Below are 21,816 nucleotides of genomic sequence, written 5' to 3'. Positions count from 1 at the left end.
CTCAGCCGTTGGGCCCTACTGTCGCAACGATGGTCACTTGCTTGTTGTCCGGAATTTCCTGGTAGGCCAGCACGTGCAGCCCTGGGACTGCGAGGCGGCCGAAACGCGAGAGCATCGCGCGTATCGGGCCTGCTACCAACAGGATCACCGGTTGACCTTGCATTTCCTGGCGCTGCGCCGCTTCGATGAGCGAACGCTGCAGCTTCTCGGCCATGCTTGGCTCCAGCAGAACGCCCTCTTCCGAGCCTTGTCCTGCCTTCTGCAGACTATTGAGCAATATTTGTTCCAACCTTGGTTCCAGCGTGATCACAGGCAGCTCGGAGTCAGTGCCTACAATGCTTTGGACGATGGCGCGGGATACGCCGACGCGCACCGCAGCCACCAAGGCGGCGGTATCTTGACTCTTGGCGGCGTTGTTGGCGATGGCTTCGGCGATGCTGCGGATGTCGCGCACCGGCACGTGTTCGGCCAGCAGCGCCTGCAGCACTTTGAGCAGTTGCGACAGCGACACCACGCCCGGCACCAGTTCTTCAGCCAGTTTCGGCGAGCTTTTGGCCAGCAATTGCATGAGTTGCTGCACTTCTTCGTGACCGATCAGCTCACTGGAGTGCTTGTACAGAATCTGGTTCAAGTGCGTTGCGACAACGGTACTGGCGTCGACCACGGTGTAACCGAGCGATTGTGCCTGGGCGCGCTGGCTGACTTCAATCCACACCGCCTCCAGACCGAAAGCCGGATCTTTGGCGGTAATGCCGTTGAGCGTGCCGTAGACCTGCCCCGGGTTGATCGCCAGTTCGCGGTCCGGGTAGATCTCGGCTTCAGCGAGGATCACGCCCATCAAGGTCAGGCGATAGGCGCTCGGCGCCAGATCGAGGTTGTCGCGGATGTGCACGGTCGGCATCAGGAAGCCAAGGTCCTGCGAAAGCTTCTTGCGCACGCCCTTGATCCGCGCCAGCAACTGCCCACCCTGGTTGCGGTCCACCAGCGGAATCAGGCGATAACCAACTTCCAGGCCGATCATGTCGATCGGGGTCACGTCATCCCAACCCAGCTCCTTGGTTTCCATGGCGCGGGCCGGCGACGGCAGCAGTTCCTGCTGACGCTGAACTTCCTGCAGCGCCTGGACCTTGGCAACGTTCTGTTTCTTCCAGAACAGGTAGGCGCCACCGGCAGCGAGCGCCGCCATGCTCAGGAACGAGAAGTGCGGCATGCCCGGCACCAGGCCCATGACCGCCATCAAACCAGCGGCCACGGCCAGCGCTTTCGGCGAGGCGAACATCTGGCGGTTGATCTGTTTGCCCATGTCTTCCGAACCGGAAGCACGGGTCACCATGATCGCTGCTGCTGTCGATAACAACAGTGATGGCAATTGCGCCACCAAACCGTCACCGATGGTCAGCAAGGCGTACACCTTGCCGGCGTCGGCGAAGGTCATGTTGTGCTGGAAGATACCGACGGCCATGCCGCCAATGAGGTTGATGAACAGAATCAGCAGGCCGGCGATGGCGTCACCCCGGACGAACTTGCTGGCACCGTCCATCGAACCGTAGAACTCGGCCTCTTGGGCGACTTCCTGACGGCGCATCTTGGCTTGATTCTGGTCGATCAGACCGGCGTTGAGGTCGGCGTCGATCGCCATTTGCTTGCCGGGCATCGCATCGAGGGTGAAACGCGCGCTCACCTCGGAAATCCGCCCGGCACCCTTGGTCACCACGACGAAGTTGATGATCATCAGGATCGCGAAGACCACGATACCAACCACGTAGTTACCGCCGATCACCACCTCACCGAAGGCCTGGATCACCTTACCGGCAGCGGCGTGGCCGTCCTGACCGTGAAGCATCACCACCCGCGTCGACGCCACGTTCAACGCCAGCCGCAGCAGCGTCGCCACCAGCAGAATGGTCGGGAACACCGCAAAATCCAGCGGCCGCAGCGCGTATACGCAGACCAGCAGCACGACAATCGACAGCGCGATGTTGAAGGTGAAAAACACGTCCAGCAGGAACGGCGGCACCGGCAACATCATCATCGCCAGCATCACCAGCAACAGCAACGGCACGCCCAGATTGCCTCGACTGAGGTCGGCAATGTTCGAGCGTGCGCTGTTGATTAACTGAGAGCGATCCACCGGTTTTCCCCGTTCCTTTAAAGCAAACTTTTGACGCCCAAAGCAGGCGCACGGCGGCTACTGCAAGAAGCCTTCCAACTTTTGCCAAGGATTGAAACAGAAGGGTTTATCGGGAAAATTTCGGCGCCCGGACTGACGCATTCGCGAGCAAGCCCGCTCCCACATTGGATCTTCAGTGCGTACAGACTGGGTGTGCACCACACAGATCCCCTGTGGGAGCGGGCTTGCTCGCGAAGCGGCCAGCAGCGACGCCGCAGCATCATGAATCGCGGCGCAAATCGTGCGGAATCGCCCGACCTGTGTTTTTTTAAACGCTGGTGTTTAAAAGACACTTCAGGACACGCCTTCAAGGCTACACATCCTTGCGCCATTGCCTACAGCTACCCCAGAATCCGCCGGCTTGTGCGCTTTGGGGTCGGATTCTATTGTGGGTCGGTCGCTGACACATCAGCGATCGGGTCTCGCAGCCCGTCGATCTCTGGACGCACAACATCCGCTTTGCTTATGGCGGCTGTACGTGGGAGACCTTCGGGTCTGCCGGTTCTAGAGTCCCGGTCTGCGACCCGCGTATAGCTGCCACCCTCATTCGTCTCGCAGCGAACGTTGGCAGCTCCAATGACTCTAGGAGCTTCACCATGATCAAACCAACACCCAGCCCACCCGAAACCGACCCCACCTCCCCCTACGAATCCCTCGATTCAAAAAAACTCCACGACGCCGCCGACCGCGCACTCGATCACTACCTCTGCCCGCCCGGCTCCACGCCACCGCCACGTAGAACCCGCAGGATGTACGCCGTTACCGCTGACTTCAAAAATGAGGAACTGCTGGCCGATGCCAGCGAAACACTAGCCTCAGCCAGAACCATCGCCCATGACTTTGCCCATCTCGTACCGGCGTCGCAGCGCAGGACGCTGCTGGGTATCGCGCAGCTGATCATGCTCGGGGAGCTGGCGGTGAATCGGGCGCTGGATAATCTGCAGTTGCAGGGCTAGTTCGGGCACTGATCGTTCCCACGCTCTGCGTGGGAATGCAGCTCGGGACGCTCTGCGTCCCATCCAGAGCCGAACGCGGAGCGTCCGTTGAGGCATTCCCACGCAGAGCGTGGGAACGATCATATTGGCAGTGTGTCAGGGGAGGAAAATGCTGATTGCGCCGACGCCTTCGCGAGCAAGCCCGCTCCCACAGGTTTTGCATACACCACAAAATTTGATGTCACCGCAAAACCACTGTGGGAGCGGGCTTGCTCGCGAAGAGGCCCGTGCAGTCAGCGCCCTCAAGAATCGCGGCGCAAATCCGGCGGGATCGGCAGGTCGTCCTTGAGCGGATCCGGGCGTTTGCCCTTGCCGGCGCGGTACTGGCGGATCTGGTAGACGTAGGCCAAGACCTGCGCAACCGCCAGATACAGGCCGCCGGGGATTTCCTGATCCAGTTCCGTGGAGTAGTAGATCGACCGCGCCAGCCCCGGCGACTCCAGGAGCATGACGTTATTGGCCACGGCGATTTCGCGGATTTTCAGCGCGAGGAAGTCGCTGCCCTTGGCCAGCAATACCGGTGCGCCGCCCTTCTCGGTGTCGTACTTGAGCGCGACGGCGTAGTGGGTCGGGTTGGTGATGACCACGTCGGCGTCGGGAATCGCCGCCATCATCCGTCGCTGCGACATCTCGCGCTGGGTCTGGCGGATGCGTTGCTTGACCTCTGGGCGGCCTTCCTGATCCTTGTGTTCGTCGCGCACTTCCTGCTTGGTCATCAGCAGCTTCTTGTGGCTTTCCCAGAGCTGCACCGGCACATCGACGGCGGCGATGATGATCAGGCCACAGGCCAGCCACAGCGAGCTCCAGCCCACCAGCGTCACGCTGTGAATGATCGCCTGCTCAAGCGGCTCGTGGGCGATCCGCAGGAAATCGTCGATATCGGACGACAACACCATCAGCGCCACGAACAGGGTGATGATGAATTTGGCCAGCGCCTTGAGCAGCTCGATCACCGCCTTCATCGAGAACATGCGCTTGAGGCCCGCACCCGGGTTCATCCGGCTGAATTTCGGCGCCATGGAGCCGGCTGCGAACAGCCAGCCACCCAGGGAAATCGGCCCGATCAGCGCGGCCAGCAACAGGGTGATCATGACCGGCTGGATCGCTACCAGCGCGATCTTGCCCGAGACCAGCAGGAACGTGCCCATGGATTTCTCGTCCATGATCACTTCCCGCGACAGCGTGAAATTCAGGCGCATCAGGTCCATCAGTTCCTGCGCCAGCATGCCGCCGAAGATCAGCAAGCCACCGGCACCGGCAAGCATCACCGCCAGGGTGTTGAGCTCTTTGGAACGGGCAATCTCACCCTTCTCACGGGAGTCCTTTTTACGTTTCTCCGTGGGGTCTTCTGTTTTGTCCTGACCGCTTTCGCTCTCAGCCATGACTCAGCGCGCTCGTGCCAGTTCGCGTAACAACTGCAAGGCCTCAGTGGCCAGCGGTTGATACTGATTGAGGATGTCCGCCAGACCGACCCACACAATGAACAGGCCCAGCACCAGGGTCAGCGGAAAACCGATGGAGAAAATGTTCAGTTGCGGCGCGGCGCGGGTCATCACGCCGAACGCGATGTTGACCACCAGCAGCGCAGTGACCGCCGGCAATACCAGCAACAACGCCGCCCCGAGAACCCAACCAAGCTTGCCGGCCAACTCCCAGTACTGCGCCGTCATCAACCCGCCGCCAACCGGCAGCGTGGTGAAGCTCTCGGTGAGCACTTCGAAGACCACCAGATGGCCGTTCATCGACAGGAACAGCAAGGTCACCAGCATGGTGAAAAACTGTCCGATCACCGCGACCGAGACGCCGTTGGCCGGGTCGACCATCGAGGCGAAACCCATGCCCATCTGGATCGCGACAATCTGCCCGGCCACGGCAAAGGCCTGGAAAAACAGTTGCAGGGAAAACCCGAGCACCGCGCCCACCAGAATCTGCTCGGCAATCAGCAACCAGCCACTGAGAGCAAGCGGACTGACCTCCGGCATCGGCGGCAGCCCCGGGGCAATGCACACGGTAATGGCCACGGCGAAATACAGCCGTATCCGGCGCGACACCAGCGTGGTGCCGAACACCGGCATCACCATCAGCATCGACGCGACGCGAAACAGCGGCAACATGAATGACGCCACCCAGGTACTGATCTGGGTGTCGGTCAGCTGAAGCAGTGATTGCATGGCTCAGCCGATGACCATCGGAATGTTCTTGTAGAGCTGGATGATGTACTCCATGAACGTCTGCACGATCCATGGACCGGCGACGATCAGGGTGACCAGCATGACCAGCAGACGCGGCAGGAAGCTCAGGGTCTGTTCGTTGATCTGCGTGGCGGCCTGGAACATCGCCACCAGCAGGCCGACCAGCAGGCTCGGCACGACGAGGATTGCGACCATCATCGTGGTCAGCCACAGCGCTTCACGAAAGATATCGACCGCAACTTCCGGCGTCATGGCGAAACACCTCCGAAGCTACTGGCCAGGGTGCCGATGATCAGCGCCCAGCCATCCACCAGCACGAACAGCATGATCTTGAACGGCAGGGAAATGATCAGCGGCGACAGCATCATCATACCCATCGCCATCAGCACACTGGCCACGACCAGGTCGATGATCAGGAACGGAATGAAGATCATGAAACCGATCTGGAACGCAGTCTTCAGTTCGGAGGTGACGAACGCTGGCACCAGAATGGTCAGCGGCGCCTGATCCGGCGTCGCGATGTCGGTGCGCTTGGACAGGCGCATGAACAGTTCCAGATCGCTGGTGCGGGTCTGGGCGAGCATGAAGTCCTTGATCGGTACCTGAGCCTTTTCCACCGCCTGCTGCGCGGTGAGTTTTTCCGCCAGATACGGCTGCAGCGCATCGTTGTTCACCCGATCGAACACCGGGGCCATGATGAACATGGTCAGGAACAGCGCCATGCCGGTGAGAATCTGGTTCGACGGCGTCTGCTGCAGACCGAGGGCCTGACGCAGGATAGAGAAGACGATGATGATCCGGGTGAAACTGGTCATCAGAATCACGGCCGCCGGAATGAAGCTCAGGGCGGTCATGATCAGCAGGATCTGCAGGCTGACCGAATACTCCTGCGCGCCGTCAGCGTTGGTACCCAGCGTGATCGCCGGGATCGACAACGGATCGGCGGCGAACGCCAGCGGCGCGGCCAGCAACAAGGCCAGCGTCAAGACGATGCGTAACGCACCCATTACTTCGTATCCTTCTGATCCTTGCCGAGAATCTTCAGCAGATGCTGGGCAAATTCCGGGGTCGCTTTCTCGCTGGTGCTCGGCACCTGCACCGGTTCCTTGAGCACGTGCAGCGCGGTGATGGTGCCGGGACTCAGCCCCAGCAGGATCTGCTCGTTGCCGACCTGCACCAGCATCAGCCGGTCGCGCGGGCCGAGGGCGCGGGAACCGATCAGTTCGATCACCTGGCCCTTGCCTGCCGGACCAGCCTGCTGCAACCGGCGCAACAGCCAGGCGAGGAAGAAGATCAAGCCCAGCACCAGCAACAAACCAAAGACCAGTTGCGTCAGTTGCCCGGCCACGCCGCTGCCGACCGCTGGTGCGGCGGTGGCCGCGGCAGACGTGGTGGCCGGTTCGGCGGCCAGCACACTCAATGGCAGCGCCAGCAATGCCCAGAGAAAGCGTTTCACTCAGCGCAGCTTCTTGATGCGTTCGCTAGGGCTGATCACGTCAGTCAGGCGGATGCCGAACTTCTCGTTGACCACCACCACTTCGCCGTGCGCAATCAGGGTGCCGTTGACCAGCACGTCCAGTGGCTCACCCGCCAGACGATCGAGCTCGATCACCGAACCCTGGTTCAGTTGCAGCAGGTTGCGAATGTTGATGTCGGTGCTGCCCACTTCCATCGAGATCGAGACCGGAATATCGAGGATCACGTCCAGGTTCGGACCGTCCAGTGTCACCGGATCGTTGTTCTTCGGCACGCTGCCGAACTCTTCCATCGGCAGACGGGAGCCGGTAGATGCGTCGGCCGCCAGCAGTGCGTCGATGTCAGCTTGACCATCACCGGTCTCTTCCAGGGCCGCAGCCCATTCGTCGGCCAGTGCCTGATCGTCCTGGGCGTTCATTTCGTCGTTCATCATTTGTCCTCGGCGGGCAACAATTCAGTTAAATGCGTGGGGGTGAGAGCGCCGCTTCAGCGACGCTCGATCGGCTCGATCACCTGCAACGCGAGGTTGCCTTTGTGCGAGCCCATCTTGACCTTGAAGGCCGGTACGCCATTGGCGCGCATGATCATGTCTTCCGGCATCTCGACCGGGATCACATCCCCCGGCTGCATGTGCAGGATGTCGCGCAGCTTCAACTGACGGCGGGCCACGGTGGCACCGATCGGCACGTCGACATCGAGCACGTCCTGACGCAGGGCATTGACCCAGCGCTCGTCCTGGTCGTCGAGGTCCGACTGGAAACCGGCATCGAGCATCTCGCGCACCGGTTCGATCATCGAGTACGGCATGGTCACGTGCAGATCGCCGCCACCGCCGTCGAGTTCGATGTGGAACGTGGAAACCACAATCGCTTCGCTCGGGCCGACGATGTTGGCCATGGCCGGGTTCACTTCCGAGTTGATGTACTCGAAATTGACTTCCATGATCGCCTGCCAGGCTTCTTTCAAATCGACGAAAGCCTGCTCCAGCACCATGCGCACCACACGCAGTTCGGTCGGGGTGAATTCACGCCCTTCGATCTTGGCGTGACGGCCGTCGCCGCCGAAGAAGTTGTCCACCAGTTTGAACACCAGTTTGGCGTCCAGGATGAACAGCGCGGTGCCGCGCAGCGGTTTGATCTTGACCAGGTTGAGACTGGTCGGCACGTACAGCGAGTGCACGTATTCGCCAAACTTCATCACCTGCACGCCACCGACGGCAACGTCCGCCGAGCGACGCAGCATGTTGAACATGCTGATGCGGGTGTAACGGGCAAAACGCTCGTTGATCATTTCCAGAGTCGGCATGCGTCCACGGACGATGCGATCCTGGCTGGTCAGGTCGTAGCTTTTGACACTGCCGGGTTCGGCAGCGTTATCGGTCTGTACCAGACCATCGTCGACGCCATGCAACAGCGCGTCGATTTCATCCTGGGACAGCAGATCCTGCACGGCCATGTCGTGTTCCTACTGCAGTACGAAATTAGTGAAAAGCAACTGTTCGATCACCACTTTGCCCAGCTCTTTCTGCGCCACTTCCTGGACGCTGGCTGTGGCCTTCTGGCGCAACATCTCTTGCCCGACCGGGGTCGCCAATGTGGCGAAATCCTGACCGGAGAAGAGCATCACCAGGTTGTTGCGGATCACCGGCATGTGCACTTTGAGCGCGTCCAGATCGGCCTGGTTACGCGCCAGCATGGTGATGCTCACCTGCATGTAGCGCTGACGGCCGTTCTGGTTGTAGTTGGCGACAAACGCCGGCGCCATCGGCTCGAAGATCGCTGGCTGCTTGCCGACCGGCGCAGCCTCGGCCGCTGCGACAGGCTTGCTCTGGGCACTGTGCATGAAGTACCAGGTCGCGCCCACGGACACACCGATCGCCAGCAGCAGAGCCACCACGATCAGGATGATCATCTTGAGTTTGCCTTTGGTCGCGGGGTCTTTTACAGCTGCTGCTTCGCTCTTCGCCATGCCAATAATCCGTCACTAATCGGGTTTTCACAGTCGCACGGCAAGGCAAGAGCAAGTGTTATGCCAGAAGTGTCGGTAGTGGTGGACAACGCTAAAGTCAAAGGCACCCTCACCCCAGCCCTCTCCCGGAGGGAGAGGGGGCCGACCGAGGTGTCAGACGTCAAACATCGACCTGAAAGACCGAGTCGAATATGGATTCACAGCCGAAGCATCAGGTCGGCGTACTTCGCAAGCATCCCCCAATCAGTCCCCTCTCCCTCCGGGAGAGGGCTAGGGTGAGGGGCTCTTGATTTGATCAGGCGTAATAGTCGACCGCGCTGCTGCCGATCACGCTGGTGGTTTGCGCAGCGGCTTCAGCAACAGCCGCAGGCGCCAATTCTTCATCTGCCGAATCGAGGCGACCGCCGGCGGCGCTGGTACGGCCGCTCTGGCCTTGCTGCGCCTGCTCCTGGCCCTGCTGCCCCTGCCAGCCACGGCTCTGGTCAGAAACGTTGACGTCGACCTGGCCCATGCCCTGCTGGGTGAACATGTCGCGCAGGCGATGCATCTGGCCGTCGAGGGCTTCACGCACGCTTGGATGCGCACTCATGAACGTCACTTGGGTCTGCTGATCCGGCACCATGTTCACCCGGATGTCCAGACGCCCGAGCTCTGCCGGCTGCAATTGAATATCGGCCGCCTTCAGGTTGGCGCTCGACAGGTACATGACGCGGTTGACGATTTCTTCGGTCCAGCCGCTCTGGTGCATGGCGATCGGCTGATTCACTGGCACTGCGTTCGCGGTTTTCGGCGTGGCCGCCTGCGTCAGCGCCGCCAGACGGTTGGCGAAATCATCGACACGAGTGTCGCTGGTGGCAGACTTGAGGTCTTTCAGGCCATCGTCGATCAGGCCGCTGAAGGCTTTTTCGCCATTCTGGCTGGTGCTGTCCTTGTCGGCCTGCACGTCGAGCATGCTGGCCATGCCGGCGGCAAAGGTCTGCGCCGAAGTCAATTCACCGTCGGCCTGAGTCTGGGCCGGCGCGGCTTTGGGCTGAGACTGGCTGGCGGCGGAAATATGCCCGCCCTGCTCCATTGCCATGCGCAATGCTGGCAGCGAGTCGAGAGGATCGGCTGCCGGGTCAAAAGCGCTGTCGGTGGAGGCCGCCGGGTCTTTGATCTCCGCCGGTGCGACGGTAGCGGCCACGACCGGTGATTCGGTTTTGGTCGGTGCCGGCGTTTCAACGACCGGGGTTGGCGCTACAGGCGTCGTCACCAGTGGCTGCACAGTTTGCGCCAGCGCCGGATCCAGCGCCGGATCAACCGCCGCAGTGTCAGCCACTGGCGTCTGCGCCGTGTCTGCGGCAGCGTCGTCGGCAGCAGTTTGGTCGTCGGAAGCCGTCGAGGCGGTCTTGTCGGCAGGCAAGGCATTGCCGCTATCGGCAACGGTCTGTTGCGCGGCGGCAGACTGCGTCTTGCCGACATCCTTCTTATCGCTGGTGTCAGCGACCTTATCGCGCGCCGGTTTCAACGAATTGTCAGGACTGGCGAGCGGTTTTTTCGGACCTTGATCAGCGAACACCTGAGCGAAGCTTGAGGCCTTGTCCCCGGTATCTGCGGCCATTGCCGGCGCTTTGGCAGCAGCGGCTTGCGCCTTGGCCTGGGCGGCAGATTGAAGAAGAATATTGGGGGTCGCAGGCATGACACGGTCTCCGCTGCACTGGGATCGTAGGTACAGTTGAAGAGGATTACTGCAAGTGTCGGGCCAGATTTGTCCGGTGCCTGAGAAAAGCGCCGGACGACGGGTCAGTGAGTCAACGCGTGCTGTCGCTCGTCTTCGTAAACCGGACGGACATCGGCGAACTCGCTGCTGATGTCAGCCACCAGCGCTACGATTTCCGCTGGACTTTTGTCCTTGGCATCCGACTCCAGCGCCTGGCAAAGCGTCGCCAGCCGAACCGCGCCCATGTTGCTGGCGCTGCCCTTGAAGCTATGGGCAAGTTCCGCCAGCACCTTGGCATCGGCGGTCTTTTGCAATTGATCCAAGCGACTTTCAGAATCGGTCAGGAAGGTATCCAGAAGCTCCGGATAACCATCCTCCATGACTTCGCGCAGTACGCTCAGCGCCTCGCGATCAATATGTGTGTCAGTCACTTGTTCACTCCTTGATCAAGAATCGGCGAATTATGCCTTAACCTCCCAGAAAAACTCCACGCAGGCACTGCGACCTTCGTCCGACCAGCGGGCGTTATGCCCCAATTGCCGGATCAAACTGACACCGCGTCCCGACAGACGGACACCGTCCAGCCGCCGTTCCATCACCCGCCCCACGTCAAAACCCTTGCCACTATCCTCGACGCGGATGACCAGGCAGCCACCCGAACCCTGCGGTCGCACTTGCAGATGTACACGCACGTAGCCGTCCTGCAAAGCCTCCAGCCGCTCGTTGCGCTGTTCGTAGTAGCGGGCAAACCCAGTGGCATCGCGCTTGAGACTGGAATCCAGACCCAGCACCCCGTGCTCCAGGGCATTGGAATACAGTTCCGCGAGCACGCTGTAGATCGCACCGCCCTGCGTGCGCAAACCATGTACTTCCAGCAACAACTGCAGCAGGTACGGCAACGGATTGAAGCGTTTGAGCGTGGCGCCGCGAAACTCGAAGCTCACCGACCAGTCCAGCGGACAGGACTGGCCACTGTCAGAATAGACCGGCACCGACGGCACCACCTGCGCAGCTTCCAGCAGGCTGATTTCAACCATGCTCACATCGTCACGGGGCTCGCCACGAAATGCGTGCAAGGCCTGCGCGATCTCGGCAAACAGGTTGTCCGGCTCACGGTTGGCGGCAAACAGTTGCTGTAAGCGCTCTGCACCGAACAACTGGTCATCGGCATCGGTGGTGTCGATCACCCCGTCCGACAGCAGAAACACCCGGTCACCGACGGCCAGGGTCTGCACTTCGGTGCGATCATCAAACGCTTGCGGGCTGAGCACGCCCAGCGGCAAATGCCGCGCCGGCAGCGGCACGCGCTCGCCCGTGGCGATACGGTGCAGATAACCATCAGGCATGCCGCCATTCCACACTTCAACCGAACAACGCTGAAAGCTCAGGCAAAGCATGGTCGCGCAGCAGAACATGTCCACCGGCAGGATGCGCTTGAGCTTGGCATTCATCTCGCGCAGGGTTTCGGCCAGACCGTAACCCTTGGCAGTCATGCCGTAAAACACTTCGGCCAACGGCATCGCCCCAACCGCCGCCGGCAAGCCATGCCCGGTGAAATCGCCGAGCAGCACGTGCATGTCGCCGTCCGGGGTGTACGCCGCCAACAGCAGATCGCCGTTGAACAACGCGTAGGGCGATTGCAGATAGCGAATGTTCGGCGCGCTCAGGCAACCCGAGTGCGCGACCTTGTCGAACACCGCTTTGGCGACGCGCTGTTCGTTGAGCAGGTAATCGTGATGTTTGGCGATCAGATCGCGCTGTTGCAGCACCGTGGCCTGTAAACGGCGCAAGCGATCCATCGCCTTGATTTTGGCGGCGAGGATCACCTGGTTGTAGGGCTTCGCCAGAAAGTCGTCGCCACCGGCCTCCAGGCAACGGGCCAGCGCCTCACTTTCAGTCAGCGATGTCAGGAAGATGATCGGCACCAGGGTTTCCCCCGCCAGTGCCTTGATCTGTCGTGCCGCTTCGAAGCCGTCCATCACCGGCATCATCGCGTCCATCAGCACCAGATGCAGTTGTTGCCAGCGAAAGATCTCGACCGCTTCTGCGCCGTTGGCTGCCGTCAGCACTACATGACCCTGACGGCGGACGATGGTCGACAGCAGCAGGCGATCAGCGGCACTGTCTTCGGCGATCAGGATCGTCAGCGGCTCTTGCGCCTGCATGGCCGTCAACTGATGTCGAAGAGTTTGTCGAAATTGGAGATGGCGAGGATCTTGCGCACGTCGGAGTTGCTGTTGACCACCCGCACATCCGAATTGTCGCCGCCGGCGTGATCGCGCAGCAACAGCAGCATGCCCAGTGCCGAGCTGTCGAGGTAGGTGGCGTCTTTCAGGTCGACCACAATGGAATCGGGCTTCTTGGGAAGACTCTCATAGGACTCGCGAAATTCCTGATGGCGCCCAAAATCGAAGCGCCCCCTGACCGAAATCGTCAGTTTTTGACCATCCGGAGAGACTTCTGTAACGACTGACATTGACTGGCTTCCTTGTCATTGACGAACGTGTACAAGGTTTAGCACTTGGTAGACGCAGGGGCAAGGTGCAACGCAGTTTCAACTGTGGGAGCGGGCTTGCTCGCGAAGGCGATGTTTCAGTGACATTTTCAGTGACTGACACTCCGCTTTCGCGAGCAAGCCCGCTCCCACAGGGTTTAGCCGCGCTGCTTAGAAGGGTTCATGCCGCGGCAAACGCTGCGACAATTCGTCCAGCAGTTTCTGTTCGCGCTTGTCTTCGAGGCGTTGCGCCTCTTCGCGATAGCGCTGCACCAGTTTGCGCAGGCCTTCGACCTTGGCGAACGCCTGCTGCCAGGCGTCCCGCGCCTTGAGCAGGTTGTTCTGGTGCCAGACCAGACTCTGGCGCTGTTGGTCGATGGCGGTGTCCAGCTGCGCCAGAAAGCCGTGATAACCGAGCAGCCATTGCCCGGAAACCCCGTCGCGGCCACGCATGACCCACTGCTCCTGATAATCCAGACGAAAGGCATCGAGGTCGGCGAGTTTGCTTTCGGCCACTTTGACCTGACCCTGAAAGTAGCCCAGACGCTGCACGGCGGTTTTTTCGGCCTGCTCGGCCATGTCCACCACCGGCGCCAGGCGTGCGGCGCGACTCGCGGCCATGGCCGGTTACCCGCCTGCCGCAGGCGCGAACAGGGTTTCCAGATAGGCCTGGCTTTCGCCCATGTTGATTTTATCGTTCAGCCCCTGCCGCTGGTAGCGGGTCAGTTGCGGCTGCAAAGAAATTGCCAGGTCAGTCTCGCGATCGCCACCGGCCACATAGGCACCGACACTGATCAGATCGCGGCTCTGCTGATAGCGCGACCACAGCTGCTTGAAGTACTGCGCGCGCTGCATGTGTTCCGCCGAAACCACGGCCGGCATCACCCGGCTGATCGAGGCTTCGATATCGATGGCCGGGTAGTGACCTTCCTCGGCCAGACGCCGGGACAACACGATGTGGCCGTCGAGCACGCCCCGCGCTGAGTCGGCAATCGGGTCCTGCTGGTCATCGCCTTCGGACAACACGGTGTAGAACGCGGTGATCGACCCCCCGCCCTTCTCCGCATTACCGGCACGCTCCACCAGTTTCGGCAGCTTGGCGAACACCGAGGGCGGATAACCCTTGGTCGCCGGCGGCTCGCCAATGGCCAGAGCGATTTCCCGCTGGGCCTGGGCGAAACGGGTCAGCGAATCCATCAGCAACAGGACGTTCTTGCCCTTGTCGCGGAAATACTCGGCAATCCGCGTGCAATACATCGCCGCGCGCAGACGCATCAGCGGCGCATCGTCCGCTGGGGATGCGACCACTACGGAGCGCTTGAGACCCTCTTCACCGAGAATGTGCTCGATGAACTCTTTGACTTCTCGGCCCCGCTCACCGATCAGGCCGACGACAATGATGTCGGCCTCGGTGAAGCGGGTCATCATGCCCAGCAGCACCGATTTACCGACACCGGTACCGGCGAACAGGCCCAGACGCTGACCACGGCCGACTGTCAGCAAACCGTTGATGCAACGGATGCCGACGTCCAGCGGGACGTGGATCGGGTCGCGGTTGAGCGGGTTGATCGTCGGGCCGTCCATCGGCACCCAGTCTTCGGCCTTCATTCCGCCCTTGCCGTCCAGCGCGCGTCCGGCGCCATCGAGCACGCGGCCGAGCATGCTCATGCCCATCGGCAACCGACCGGTTTCCGCCAGTGGCACCACGCGGGCACCCGGAGCAATGCCGGCGACGCTGCCGACCGGCATCAGGAATACTTTGCTGCCGGAAAAACCCATGACTTCCGCTTCCACCTGCGACGGGTGATAGCTGTCGTCGTTGATCACCAGGCAGCGCGTGCCCATGGCGGCGCGCAGGCCTTCGGCTTCGAGGGTCAGGCCGACCATGCGCAGCAGGCGGCCTTCGAGAATCGGCGCACCGGCCATTTCAGTGGCCTCGGCGTAGCTGCTCAGGCGCTTGGCGAAACTGGTGCGTTCAAGGCGCATCGGCGGTGTCCGCGAGCGGCTCGTCAGGGGTGGCGGCCGATTTGGGTTCTTGCGGCAAGTCCAGACTCAGATCCGGTGCGGCCGGGTGCAAAGCCTGTTCGTGCAACTGGTCGAACAGCTTGTCCATGACCTGGGTGATGCGCGTTTCAATGCTCGCGTCGATCCGGCTGTGCGCGGTTTCAACCCGGCAACCACCGGGCATCAGCGCTTCATCCTCGACGATGCGCCAGGATTCTTCGTGACGCTCGCGCAAGGCCTTGGCCTGTTCGAAGTCCTGCGGATTGACGTACAGGCGCACGTTGTCCACGCCCAACGGCAACAGTTTGAGCGCGTCGCGCATGACGTGTTCGATCTGGCTGGAGTCGATGGCCAGTTCGCGCTTGATCACCTGTTTGGTGATGTGTTGCACGAGGTCGACCAGCGACTTCTCGATCTGTGTGTCCTGCTCGGCAATCGGCTCGAACAGGTGGGTCATCAGTTGCTCGAGGCTGGCCAGTTTTGCCGCCAGCGCAACCTCCGCTTCCTGACGCACCTTGAGCGTGGCACTGTGAAAACCTTCTTTTTCGCCGATGCCAAAGCCCTCGTTGTAAGCCTCCTGACGGATGCTTTCGAGTTCTTCCAGGGTCAGTGGCTGGACTTCCTCCAGCGGCACTTCTTCCATTTCCGGCGGTTCGGGCTCCGGTTCCGGCTCGGGTTCCGGTTTCGGCGGATCGAAGCTGGGCAGTTCCCAGGATTCGAAACCACGGACATCGCGGGCGCGGATCAGATCCGTCACTGACTCGTCATGCTTGTCCATGGGCTTAGATCATTTCCTCGCCACCCTTGCCACCGAGCACGATTTCGCCTGCTTCGGCCATGCGACGGGCAATGGTGAGGATTTCCTTCTGAGCGGTTTCCACATCGCTGACGCGCACCGGGCCTTTGGCCTCGAGGTCGTCGCGCAACAGTTCGGCCGCACGCTTGGACATGTTCTTGAAGATCTTTTCCTTGACGCCTTCGTCCGAGCCCTTGAGGGCCAGCACCAGCACATCGGACGACACTTCGCGCAACAGCGCCTGGATGCCGCGGTCATCGACATCGGCGAGGTTGTTGAACACGAACATGAGGTCTTCGATCTGACCGGACAGGTCTTCGTCGACTTCGCGGATCGAGTCCATGAGCTGGCCTTCGATCGAACTGTCGAGGAAGTTCATGATGTCCGCCGCACGCTTGATGCCACCCAGGGTGGTGCGCGAGGCGTTCGAGTTGCCGGAGAACTGCTTCTCGAGAATCTGGTTCAGCTCTTTCAGTGCCGCTGGCTGCACGGTGTTCAACGACGACACGCGCAGGATGATATCCAGACGCACCTTGTGGTCGAAGTTACCGAGCACTTCACCGGCCTGATCCGGATCGAGGTACGCGACCACGATCGCCTGGATCTGCGGATGTTCGTAACGGATCACGTCGGCAACGGCGCGCGGCTCCATCCATTTCAGGCTGTCGAGGCCGCTGGTGTTGCCACCGAGCAGGATGCGGTCGATCAGGCCGTTGGCCTTGTCTTCACCCAGGGCCTGGGTGAGCATTTTGCGCACGTAGTCGTCGGACCCGACGCCGAGGCTGGTCTGGTCGCCGACGATGTCGACGAACTCGCTCATGACCTGCTCGACCTGCTCGCGATGGACGTTGCCCATCTGGGCCATGGCCACACCGACACGCTGAACCTCTTTGGGGCCCATGTGGCGCAGCACTTGCGCGGCATCGGTCGAACCCAGGGACAGCAGCAGAATCGCGGCTTTGTCGACCTTGTTCAGTTTGACGGTTGCGGCTCGGTTATCACTCATCTGCGTTAATCCACTCTTTCACGACCTGAGCCACGCGACCCGGATCTTCAGCCACCAGACTCTTGATTGCATTCAGCTGCGCGTCATAACCCTCGCTTGGGCTAGGCAACAGAATGCTCTGCGGACCACCGAGGCTCACGCGATCGTTGGCCAGTTCGCCGTCCAGGCCGCCCATGCCACCGAGTTCCACGTCGCTGCCAAGACCGGCCAGCTCCTTGCCTTTGCCGCCACCGGTGATGTTATTCAACACCGGACGCAGCACACCAAACACCAGCACCAGGATGAACAACACACCCAGCACTTGTTTGACGATGTCCCAGAACCATGGCTGGGAGTAGAACGGAATATCGGCGACCACTTCACCGCGCTCGGCGGAGAACGGCATGTTGATCACGCTGACGCTGTCGCCACGGCTGGCGTCGAAACCGACGGCGTCCTGCACCAGACGAGTGAAGCGTGCCAGTTCATCGGCGCTCCACGGCGCGCGGCTGATTTCACCGTTGGCTGCGTTGACCTTGACCTGATCGTCGACCACCACCGACACCGACAGACGATTCAGGCGACCCTGCTGCTGTTTGGTGTGGCTGATGGAACGGTCGAGTTCGAAGTTCTTGGTGGATTGTTGACGCTTGTCTGCCGGGTAAGGCGCGAGCATCGGCTGGCCAGTGGCCGGGTCCATGATCTGCTGGCCGTTGGCGTCAACCAATGGCTGACCTGGCTGCACCATGCTGGCCGGCGCAGCTGCGCCACCGGTGGTTTGCGGTGCCGAGGCCGGCGCCGGTGGCTGGTTGCTCAGGGCACCCGGCACACCTTGCGGGCCATTGCTGGCGGTGCGTTGTTCGTTGACCGACTGTTCGCTGCGCAACGCCGGTTGATCCGGGTTGAACTGCTCGGCCGTCGACTCGACGGCGTTGAAATCGATATCGGCCGAGACTTCAGCCTTGTAGCGATCGTTGCCCAGCACTGGCTGCAGGATGTTGTGCACGCGCTGGGTGAGCATGCTTTCCATGCGGCGGCTGTAATCGAACTGCTTGCCGGCCATGGTCATTTCGGAGTTTTCCGCCTGATCAGAGAGCAAGGTGCCCTTCTGATCGACGACGGTGATCTGCGATTTGCTCAACTCGGGAACAGAGGTCGCCACCAGGTTGATGATCGCAATCACCTGGCCTGGCTCCAGCGAACGTCCGGAGTACAACTCGACCAGCACCGAGGCGCTTGGCTTGCGTTCATCACGCACGAACACCGAACTCTTCGGAATCGCCAGGTGCACGCGGGCGCCCTTGACGTTGTTCAGGCTCGAGATGGTGCGCGCCAGTTCGCCTTCCAGCCCACGACGGTAACGCGTCGCTTCCATGAACTGGCTGGTGCCCAGCCCCTGTTCCTTGTCGAGGATTTCGAAACCGATGTTGCCGTCGCTGGGAGTGACACCAGCGGCTGCGAGTTTCATCCGCGCACGGGACAGGTCGTCGGCCTTGACCAGCAAGGCGCCGGAGTTCGGTTCGACGGTGTAGGGAATATCGGCGGAGGCCAGGGTGTCCATGACCTGTTTGGCGTCCATGCCGGCAAGGCTGCCGTACAACGGACGGTAATCCGGCTGCTGCGACCACAGCACCACGGCAAAGCCAATCGCCACGCTCGCAGCAAGGCCGACCAACAGGCCCACCTGACGCAGCATGGTCATCTCGGAGAGGTTTTCCAGAAAGGACAGGCCGAACAGCGGCGGTTTGCCGTCTATCGGGGTGGCCTTGGCCGGAACGTTATCGGCGACTGCTTCTGCCATGACTCAATCTCGTCCTTAAACCGGCATCTGCATGATGTCTTGATAAGCCTGAACCAGCTTGTTGCGTACCTGGGTCAGAGCCTGGAACGACACGCTGGCTTTCTGCGAGGCAACCATCACGTCGGTCAGGTCGACGCCGCTCTTGCCGATTTCAAATGCGTTGGCCAACTGAGTCGACGCCTGCTGGGTATCGCTGACTTTGTTGATGGCCTGACCGAGCATGTCGGAAAAGCTGCTGCCTGCCAGTTCAGGGACGGCGGCAGTCGATTTCGGCGTGGCCATGGCGTCCATTTTCATGGCCTTCATGTCCATCATCAACCGATTGAATTCAATACCTTGGCTCATGGTCTACTCTCTTGGGCGGCCCGCAATTTTTTGACACTCACTCGGCGGGTACACAGGTGTTAGCAACAAGGGTGCCAGCTCGGCGGATTTCTTCCACAAAAGCCAATCGGGGCGCCTCATCAACTGCGAGTTACGCAAAACTACTTTTGGGAGGGGGCTTGCTCCCGAAGACGGTGTGTCAGTTGCATAAATATCGACTGACACCCCCTCTTCGGGAGCAAGCCCCCTCCCACAATGGGTTCTGGGTTAATTCAGGTGGCGAATAAGTAAGCTTCGACATCCATCCCGGCATCGCGCATTTGCGCCAGCTTGTAGCGCAGGGTCCGCGGGCTGATGCCGAGTTTTTCGGCGGCCTCCTTGCGGCGGCCACGCTCGGCGCGCAGGGTGTCGATGATCACCTGAAACTCCCGGCGACGCAGGTCATCGCCCAGCGCACCGGCGGATTCAGCCTCGACTTCGATCTCGCGCACCAGCGCTTGCACCGGCGCAATAACCGGCGCGGCGGTAAACGTCACCGCCCCCGTCAGACAGAAATCCAGCGGCTGGATCAACCCACCCTGTTGCAAAATCAGTGCACGTTGAATCGCATTATCCAGCTCGCGCACGTTACCCGGCCATGGGTAATTCGTCAGACATGCCTGCGCTTGCGGCGAAAGTTTCGCCGTCGCATGCTTCATTTTATTGACGTGTTTGTTCAGCAACCGCTCAGCCAGCGGCAGGATATCGGCAGTGCGCTCGCGAAGTGGACGCCAGGCCAGAGGGAAAACCGACAGACGGTAGAAAAGGTCTTCACGAAAGCGCCCCGCCGCGACTTCGCCGGCCAGATCGCGGTTGGTGGTGGCGACCACACGGATGTCCAGGGTGATCGGCTTGCGTGCGCCGACGCGCTCGACTTCGCGCTCCTGCAACACCCGCAGCAACTTGGCTTGCAGGCCCAGCGGCATTTCGGAAATTTCGTCGAGCAGAATGGTGCCGCCATCGGCCTGTTCGAACTTGCCGGCCTGCGCCGCGATGGCGCCGGTGAACGAGCCTTTCTCGTGACCGAACAGCGTGGCCTCGAGCATGTTGTCGGGAATCGCCGCGCAGTTGATCGCGATGAACGGCCGACTGGCACGATGGGAATGCTGGTGGATGTAGCGCGCCAGCACTTCCTTGCCGGTGCCGGATTCGCCGGAGATCAGCACCGTGGAATCACTGCGGGCAACGCGCGCCGCCAACTCCAGCAACTGCGCACTGGCCGGTTCGACCGCCACCGGACCTTCACTGTCCACAATGCTGACGCAGCCCAGGGCATGGCGAGAAACCAGGTCCAGCAGGGCCTTTGGCTCGAACGGCTTGACCAGATAATCCGCCGCGCCCTGACGCATCGCATCCACCGCACGCTCGACCGCGCCATGGGCGGTCATCAGCAGCACTGGCAATTGCGGCTGGCGGGCACGCAGCAATCCGAGCAATTGATGGCCATCCATGCCGGGCATGTTGACGTCGCTGACCACCAGACTGAACGCTTCGCGCTCGACCGCTTTCAACGCCTCTTCGGCGCTGCCGACTGCCTGGTAGTCGTGGCCTGCCAGCAACAGCGTATCGGCCAGCGCTTCGCGCAACGAGCGGTCATCCTCGACCAGCAAAACCTTGATGCCCATGACGTTCACTCAGCTCCCTGTACAGCGGAAAACAACGGCAGGATCACCTGCGCGCACGTGCCGCGCCCGACCCGCGAACGCAGCTGCAATTCTCCCTGATGCGCCCGCGTCACTGCCTTGACCACGGTCAGGCCAAGTCCGGTGCCGGTCACTTTGGTAGTGAAAAACGGCTCGCCGAGACGCTCGAGCACCACCGGATCAATACCACTGCCACTGTCGCTGACGCACAGGCGCAGGCTGTTGTCGCGGGTGTAGCAATGCACTTTCAGGCGCACGTTACCGTCACTGGCCTGAATCGCGTTTTCAATCAGATTCAAGATCGCCCCGACCAGGGTGTCGCGATTGCACAGCAACTCGCCGGCGTGGCTGTCGCACTGCCAGCGGATCGGCAAATCCTGCACATGGGTCAGCGCTGCGGCTTGCAGCGACTGCATCAGCGCATTGGGGGTGATGCGATCGGTCAGCGGCAGCTCGCCACGGGCGAACACCAGCATGTCGCGCACCTGATGCTCCAGCTCATGCAGACGCTCCTTGAGGCGTCCGGCAAAGCGCTGCTGGGTGGCGACCGGCAGCGTCTGCTCAGTCAAATGACTGGCGTACAACAACGCGGCGGACAGCGGTGTACGAATCTGATGAGCCAGCGAGGCGACCATGCGCCCCAGCGAAGACAGGCGCTCATGGCGCGCCAGTTGATCTTGCAGATGACGGGTTTCTGTCAGGTCGTTGAGCAGCACCAATTGCCCCGGCTCGGCATCCAGCGAGCGGGTGGCAATCGACAGGCGTCGACCGTTTTTCAGGGAAATTTCGTGACCGTCGTCTTCACGCGGGGCAAAGCAACGGGCGATGACGTGACGCCACAATTCGCCTTCCAGCGGCAGCCCGAGCAGTTCGATCGCCGCCGGGTTGGCTTCACGGACGATGCCGTGGCCGTCAATCACGATGACACCACCGGGCAACAGGTCGAGGAGGTTTTGCAGACGGTTGGCCAGACGCTCTTTTTCAGCCAGCTCCTGCATGCGCTGGGCACTGACCACCGCCAGCTCGCCCTTGAGCTCGGTGACCCGGGCTTCCAGCATGCTGTAGGAATCGGTCAGTTGACTGGACATCTGATTGAACAGCGCGAACGCCTGCTCAAGGCCCTGACGGCTCGCCTGCTCTACGGACGACGGTTGCCCCTCGGCATTGGAGGCAGAAGACATCTGGGCGTGGGGCATTGTGTTCTCTCGCTTGGCTGACCGTCAGTTAAAC

General features: G+C 61.2%; 22 protein-coding genes. 1 reads left to right on the top strand and 21 read right to left on the bottom strand.

Features of this window, described 5'->3' with window-relative positions; all coding sequences use genetic code 11:
• Position 1: 1 nt before the first annotated feature.
• The gene (gene flhA / locus QMK55_RS21485) at positions 2-2,131 is read right to left on the bottom strand and encodes a flagellar biosynthesis protein FlhA (protein ID WP_102355238.1); all 2,130 of its coding nucleotides are present in this window, start codon (positions 2,129-2,131) and stop codon (positions 2-4) included.
• Between the two features lie 635 nt (positions 2,132-2,766).
• Between flhA and QMK55_RS21480 the strand changes: the two genes are divergently transcribed.
• Positions 2,767-3,126 carry a DUF6124 family protein gene (locus tag QMK55_RS21480; RefSeq protein ID WP_320329927.1) on the top strand — a complete coding sequence of 120 codons (360 nt, stop codon included), beginning with the start codon at positions 2,767-2,769 and terminating at the stop codon, positions 3,124-3,126.
• 281 nt (positions 3,127-3,407) lie between these two features.
• Here QMK55_RS21480 and flhB read toward each other — a convergent pair whose 3' ends face one another.
• The 20 genes from flhB to QMK55_RS21380 all read right to left on the bottom strand — a co-directional run bounded on the left by flhB (position 3,408) and on the right by QMK55_RS21380 (position 21,767).
• Positions 3,408-4,547 carry a flagellar biosynthesis protein FlhB gene (flhB, locus tag QMK55_RS21475; protein ID WP_102355244.1) on the bottom strand — a complete coding sequence of 380 codons (1,140 nt, stop codon included), beginning with the start codon at positions 4,545-4,547 and terminating at the stop codon, positions 3,408-3,410.
• Between the two features lie 3 nt (positions 4,548-4,550).
• The gene (gene fliR / locus QMK55_RS21470) at positions 4,551-5,336 is read right to left on the bottom strand and encodes a flagellar biosynthetic protein FliR (RefSeq protein WP_320329926.1); all 786 of its coding nucleotides are present in this window, start codon (positions 5,334-5,336) and stop codon (positions 4,551-4,553) included.
• Positions 5,337-5,339: 3 nt separating this feature from the next.
• Positions 5,340-5,609, bottom strand: coding sequence for a flagellar biosynthesis protein FliQ (gene fliQ, locus QMK55_RS21465; protein ID WP_064586586.1), 270 nt, complete (start codon positions 5,607-5,609; stop codon positions 5,340-5,342).
• Positions 5,606-6,364 (bottom strand): flagellar type III secretion system pore protein FliP, encoded by a 759-nt coding sequence (gene fliP / locus QMK55_RS21460; RefSeq protein ID WP_064121002.1) that lies wholly within the window; start codon positions 6,362-6,364, stop codon positions 5,606-5,608. The genes fliQ and fliP overlap by 4 nt, the downstream gene beginning before the upstream one ends.
• Positions 6,364-6,813: a flagellar biosynthetic protein FliO gene (fliO, locus tag QMK55_RS21455; RefSeq protein WP_320329925.1), complete on the bottom strand. Its 450-nt coding sequence runs from the start codon at positions 6,811-6,813 to the stop codon at positions 6,364-6,366. The genes fliP and fliO overlap by 1 nt, the downstream gene beginning before the upstream one ends.
• Positions 6,814-7,263, bottom strand: coding sequence for a flagellar motor switch protein FliN (gene fliN, locus QMK55_RS21450; RefSeq protein ID WP_102355247.1), 450 nt, complete (start codon positions 7,261-7,263; stop codon positions 6,814-6,816). It lies immediately after the preceding gene.
• 56 nt (positions 7,264-7,319) lie between these two features.
• Positions 7,320-8,288, bottom strand: a complete 969-nt coding sequence (gene fliM, locus QMK55_RS21445) for a flagellar motor switch protein FliM (RefSeq protein ID WP_003222890.1) — start codon at positions 8,286-8,288, stop codon at positions 7,320-7,322.
• Positions 8,289-8,297: 9 nt separating this feature from the next.
• A complete protein-coding gene (fliL, locus tag QMK55_RS21440; RefSeq protein ID WP_102355248.1) occupies positions 8,298-8,801 on the bottom strand; it encodes a flagellar basal body-associated protein FliL in 504 nt (167 codons plus the stop codon).
• A 295-nt stretch (positions 8,802-9,096) separates the two neighbouring features.
• Positions 9,097-10,479: a flagellar hook-length control protein FliK gene (locus QMK55_RS21435; RefSeq protein ID WP_320329924.1), complete on the bottom strand. Its 1,383-nt coding sequence runs from the start codon at positions 10,477-10,479 to the stop codon at positions 9,097-9,099.
• Between the two features lie 104 nt (positions 10,480-10,583).
• Positions 10,584-10,931 (bottom strand): Hpt domain-containing protein, encoded by a 348-nt coding sequence (locus QMK55_RS21430; protein WP_102355250.1) that lies wholly within the window; start codon positions 10,929-10,931, stop codon positions 10,584-10,586.
• A gap of 30 nt (positions 10,932-10,961) precedes the next feature.
• Positions 10,962-12,665, bottom strand: coding sequence for a fused response regulator/phosphatase (locus QMK55_RS21425; RefSeq protein WP_320329923.1), 1,704 nt, complete (start codon positions 12,663-12,665; stop codon positions 10,962-10,964).
• Between the two features lie 5 nt (positions 12,666-12,670).
• Complete coding sequence (locus QMK55_RS21420; RefSeq protein WP_102355252.1) at positions 12,671-12,976, bottom strand: STAS domain-containing protein; 306 nt, start codon at positions 12,974-12,976, stop codon at positions 12,671-12,673.
• A 189-nt stretch (positions 12,977-13,165) separates the two neighbouring features.
• On the bottom strand, positions 13,166-13,615 hold the full coding sequence (fliJ, locus tag QMK55_RS21415) for a flagellar export protein FliJ (protein ID WP_102355253.1): 450 nt from the start codon (positions 13,613-13,615) through the stop codon (positions 13,166-13,168).
• Positions 13,616-13,621: 6 nt separating this feature from the next.
• Positions 13,622-14,980, bottom strand: coding sequence for a flagellar protein export ATPase FliI (fliI, locus tag QMK55_RS21410; protein WP_083366598.1), 1,359 nt, complete (start codon positions 14,978-14,980; stop codon positions 13,622-13,624).
• Positions 14,970-15,776 (bottom strand): flagellar assembly protein FliH, encoded by an 807-nt coding sequence (gene fliH, locus QMK55_RS21405; RefSeq protein WP_102355254.1) that lies wholly within the window; start codon positions 15,774-15,776, stop codon positions 14,970-14,972. Before fliH ends, fliI begins: the two co-directional genes overlap by 11 nt.
• A 4-nt stretch (positions 15,777-15,780) precedes the next feature.
• Positions 15,781-16,800, bottom strand: a complete 1,020-nt coding sequence (gene fliG, locus QMK55_RS21400) for a flagellar motor switch protein FliG (protein WP_007920042.1) — start codon at positions 16,798-16,800, stop codon at positions 15,781-15,783.
• Entirely contained in the window at positions 16,793-18,580 is a 1,788-nt protein-coding gene (fliF, locus tag QMK55_RS21395) for a flagellar basal-body MS-ring/collar protein FliF (protein WP_102355255.1), read from the bottom strand. Before fliF ends, fliG begins: the two co-directional genes overlap by 8 nt.
• Before the next feature lie 15 nt (positions 18,581-18,595).
• Positions 18,596-18,925, bottom strand: a complete 330-nt coding sequence (fliE, locus tag QMK55_RS21390) for a flagellar hook-basal body complex protein FliE (RefSeq protein ID WP_025111944.1) — start codon at positions 18,923-18,925, stop codon at positions 18,596-18,598.
• 251 nt (positions 18,926-19,176) lie between these two features.
• Positions 19,177-20,568 (bottom strand): sigma-54 dependent transcriptional regulator, encoded by a 1,392-nt coding sequence (locus tag QMK55_RS21385; protein WP_320329922.1) that lies wholly within the window; start codon positions 20,566-20,568, stop codon positions 19,177-19,179.
• A 5-nt stretch (positions 20,569-20,573) separates the two neighbouring features.
• A complete protein-coding gene (locus QMK55_RS21380; protein ID WP_320330274.1) occupies positions 20,574-21,767 on the bottom strand; it encodes a sensor histidine kinase in 1,194 nt (397 codons plus the stop codon).
• Positions 21,768-21,816 lie beyond the last annotated feature (49 nt).

The organism is Pseudomonas sp. P8_229, assembly GCF_034008635.1.
Classification (GTDB): Bacteria; Pseudomonadota; Gammaproteobacteria; order Pseudomonadales; family Pseudomonadaceae; genus Aquipseudomonas.
This window is presented reverse-complemented; position numbering and strand designations above follow the sequence as displayed.

Bases quoted from the DNA above. Each gene is read 5' to 3' on its own strand.
- QMK55_RS21480 (WP_320329927.1), top strand. From the start codon at position 2,767: ATGATCAAACCAACACCCAGCCCACCCGAAACCGACCCCACCTCCCCC.
- flhB (WP_102355244.1), bottom strand. From the start codon at position 4,547: ATGGCTGAGAGCGAAAGCGGTCAGGACAAAACAGAAGACCCCACGGAG.
- fliR (WP_320329926.1), bottom strand. From the start codon at position 5,336: ATGCAATCACTGCTTCAGCTGACCGACACCCAGATCAGTACCTGGGTG.
- fliQ (WP_064586586.1), bottom strand. From the start codon at position 5,609: ATGACGCCGGAAGTTGCGGTCGATATCTTTCGTGAAGCGCTGTGGCTG.
- fliP (WP_064121002.1), bottom strand. From the start codon at position 6,364: ATGGGTGCGTTACGCATCGTCTTGACGCTGGCCTTGTTGCTGGCCGCG.
- fliN (WP_102355247.1), bottom strand. From the start codon at position 7,263: ATGAACGACGAAATGAACGCCCAGGACGATCAGGCACTGGCCGACGAA.
- fliM (WP_003222890.1), bottom strand. From the start codon at position 8,288: ATGGCCGTGCAGGATCTGCTGTCCCAGGATGAAATCGACGCGCTGTTG.
- fliL (WP_102355248.1), bottom strand. From the start codon at position 8,801: ATGGCGAAGAGCGAAGCAGCAGCTGTAAAAGACCCCGCGACCAAAGGC.
- QMK55_RS21435 (WP_320329924.1), bottom strand. From the start codon at position 10,479: ATGCCTGCGACCCCCAATATTCTTCTTCAATCTGCCGCCCAGGCCAAG.
- QMK55_RS21425 (WP_320329923.1), bottom strand. From the start codon at position 12,665: ATGCAGGCGCAAGAGCCGCTGACGATCCTGATCGCCGAAGACAGTGCC.
- QMK55_RS21420 (WP_102355252.1), bottom strand. From the start codon at position 12,976: ATGTCAGTCGTTACAGAAGTCTCTCCGGATGGTCAAAAACTGACGATT.
- fliJ (WP_102355253.1), bottom strand. From the start codon at position 13,615: ATGGCCGCGAGTCGCGCCGCACGCCTGGCGCCGGTGGTGGACATGGCC.
- fliI (WP_083366598.1), bottom strand. From the start codon at position 14,980: ATGCGCCTTGAACGCACCAGTTTCGCCAAGCGCCTGAGCAGCTACGCC.
- fliH (WP_102355254.1), bottom strand. From the start codon at position 15,776: ATGGACAAGCATGACGAGTCAGTGACGGATCTGATCCGCGCCCGCGAT.
- fliG (WP_007920042.1), bottom strand. From the start codon at position 16,800: ATGAGTGATAACCGAGCCGCAACCGTCAAACTGAACAAGGTCGACAAA.
- fliF (WP_102355255.1), bottom strand. From the start codon at position 18,580: ATGGCAGAAGCAGTCGCCGATAACGTTCCGGCCAAGGCCACCCCGATA.
- fliE (WP_025111944.1), bottom strand. From the start codon at position 18,925: ATGAGCCAAGGTATTGAATTCAATCGGTTGATGATGGACATGAAGGCC.
- QMK55_RS21385 (WP_320329922.1), bottom strand. From the start codon at position 20,568: ATGGGCATCAAGGTTTTGCTGGTCGAGGATGACCGCTCGTTGCGCGAA.
- QMK55_RS21380 (WP_320330274.1), bottom strand. From the start codon at position 21,767: ATGTCTTCTGCCTCCAATGCCGAGGGGCAACCGTCGTCCGTAGAGCAG.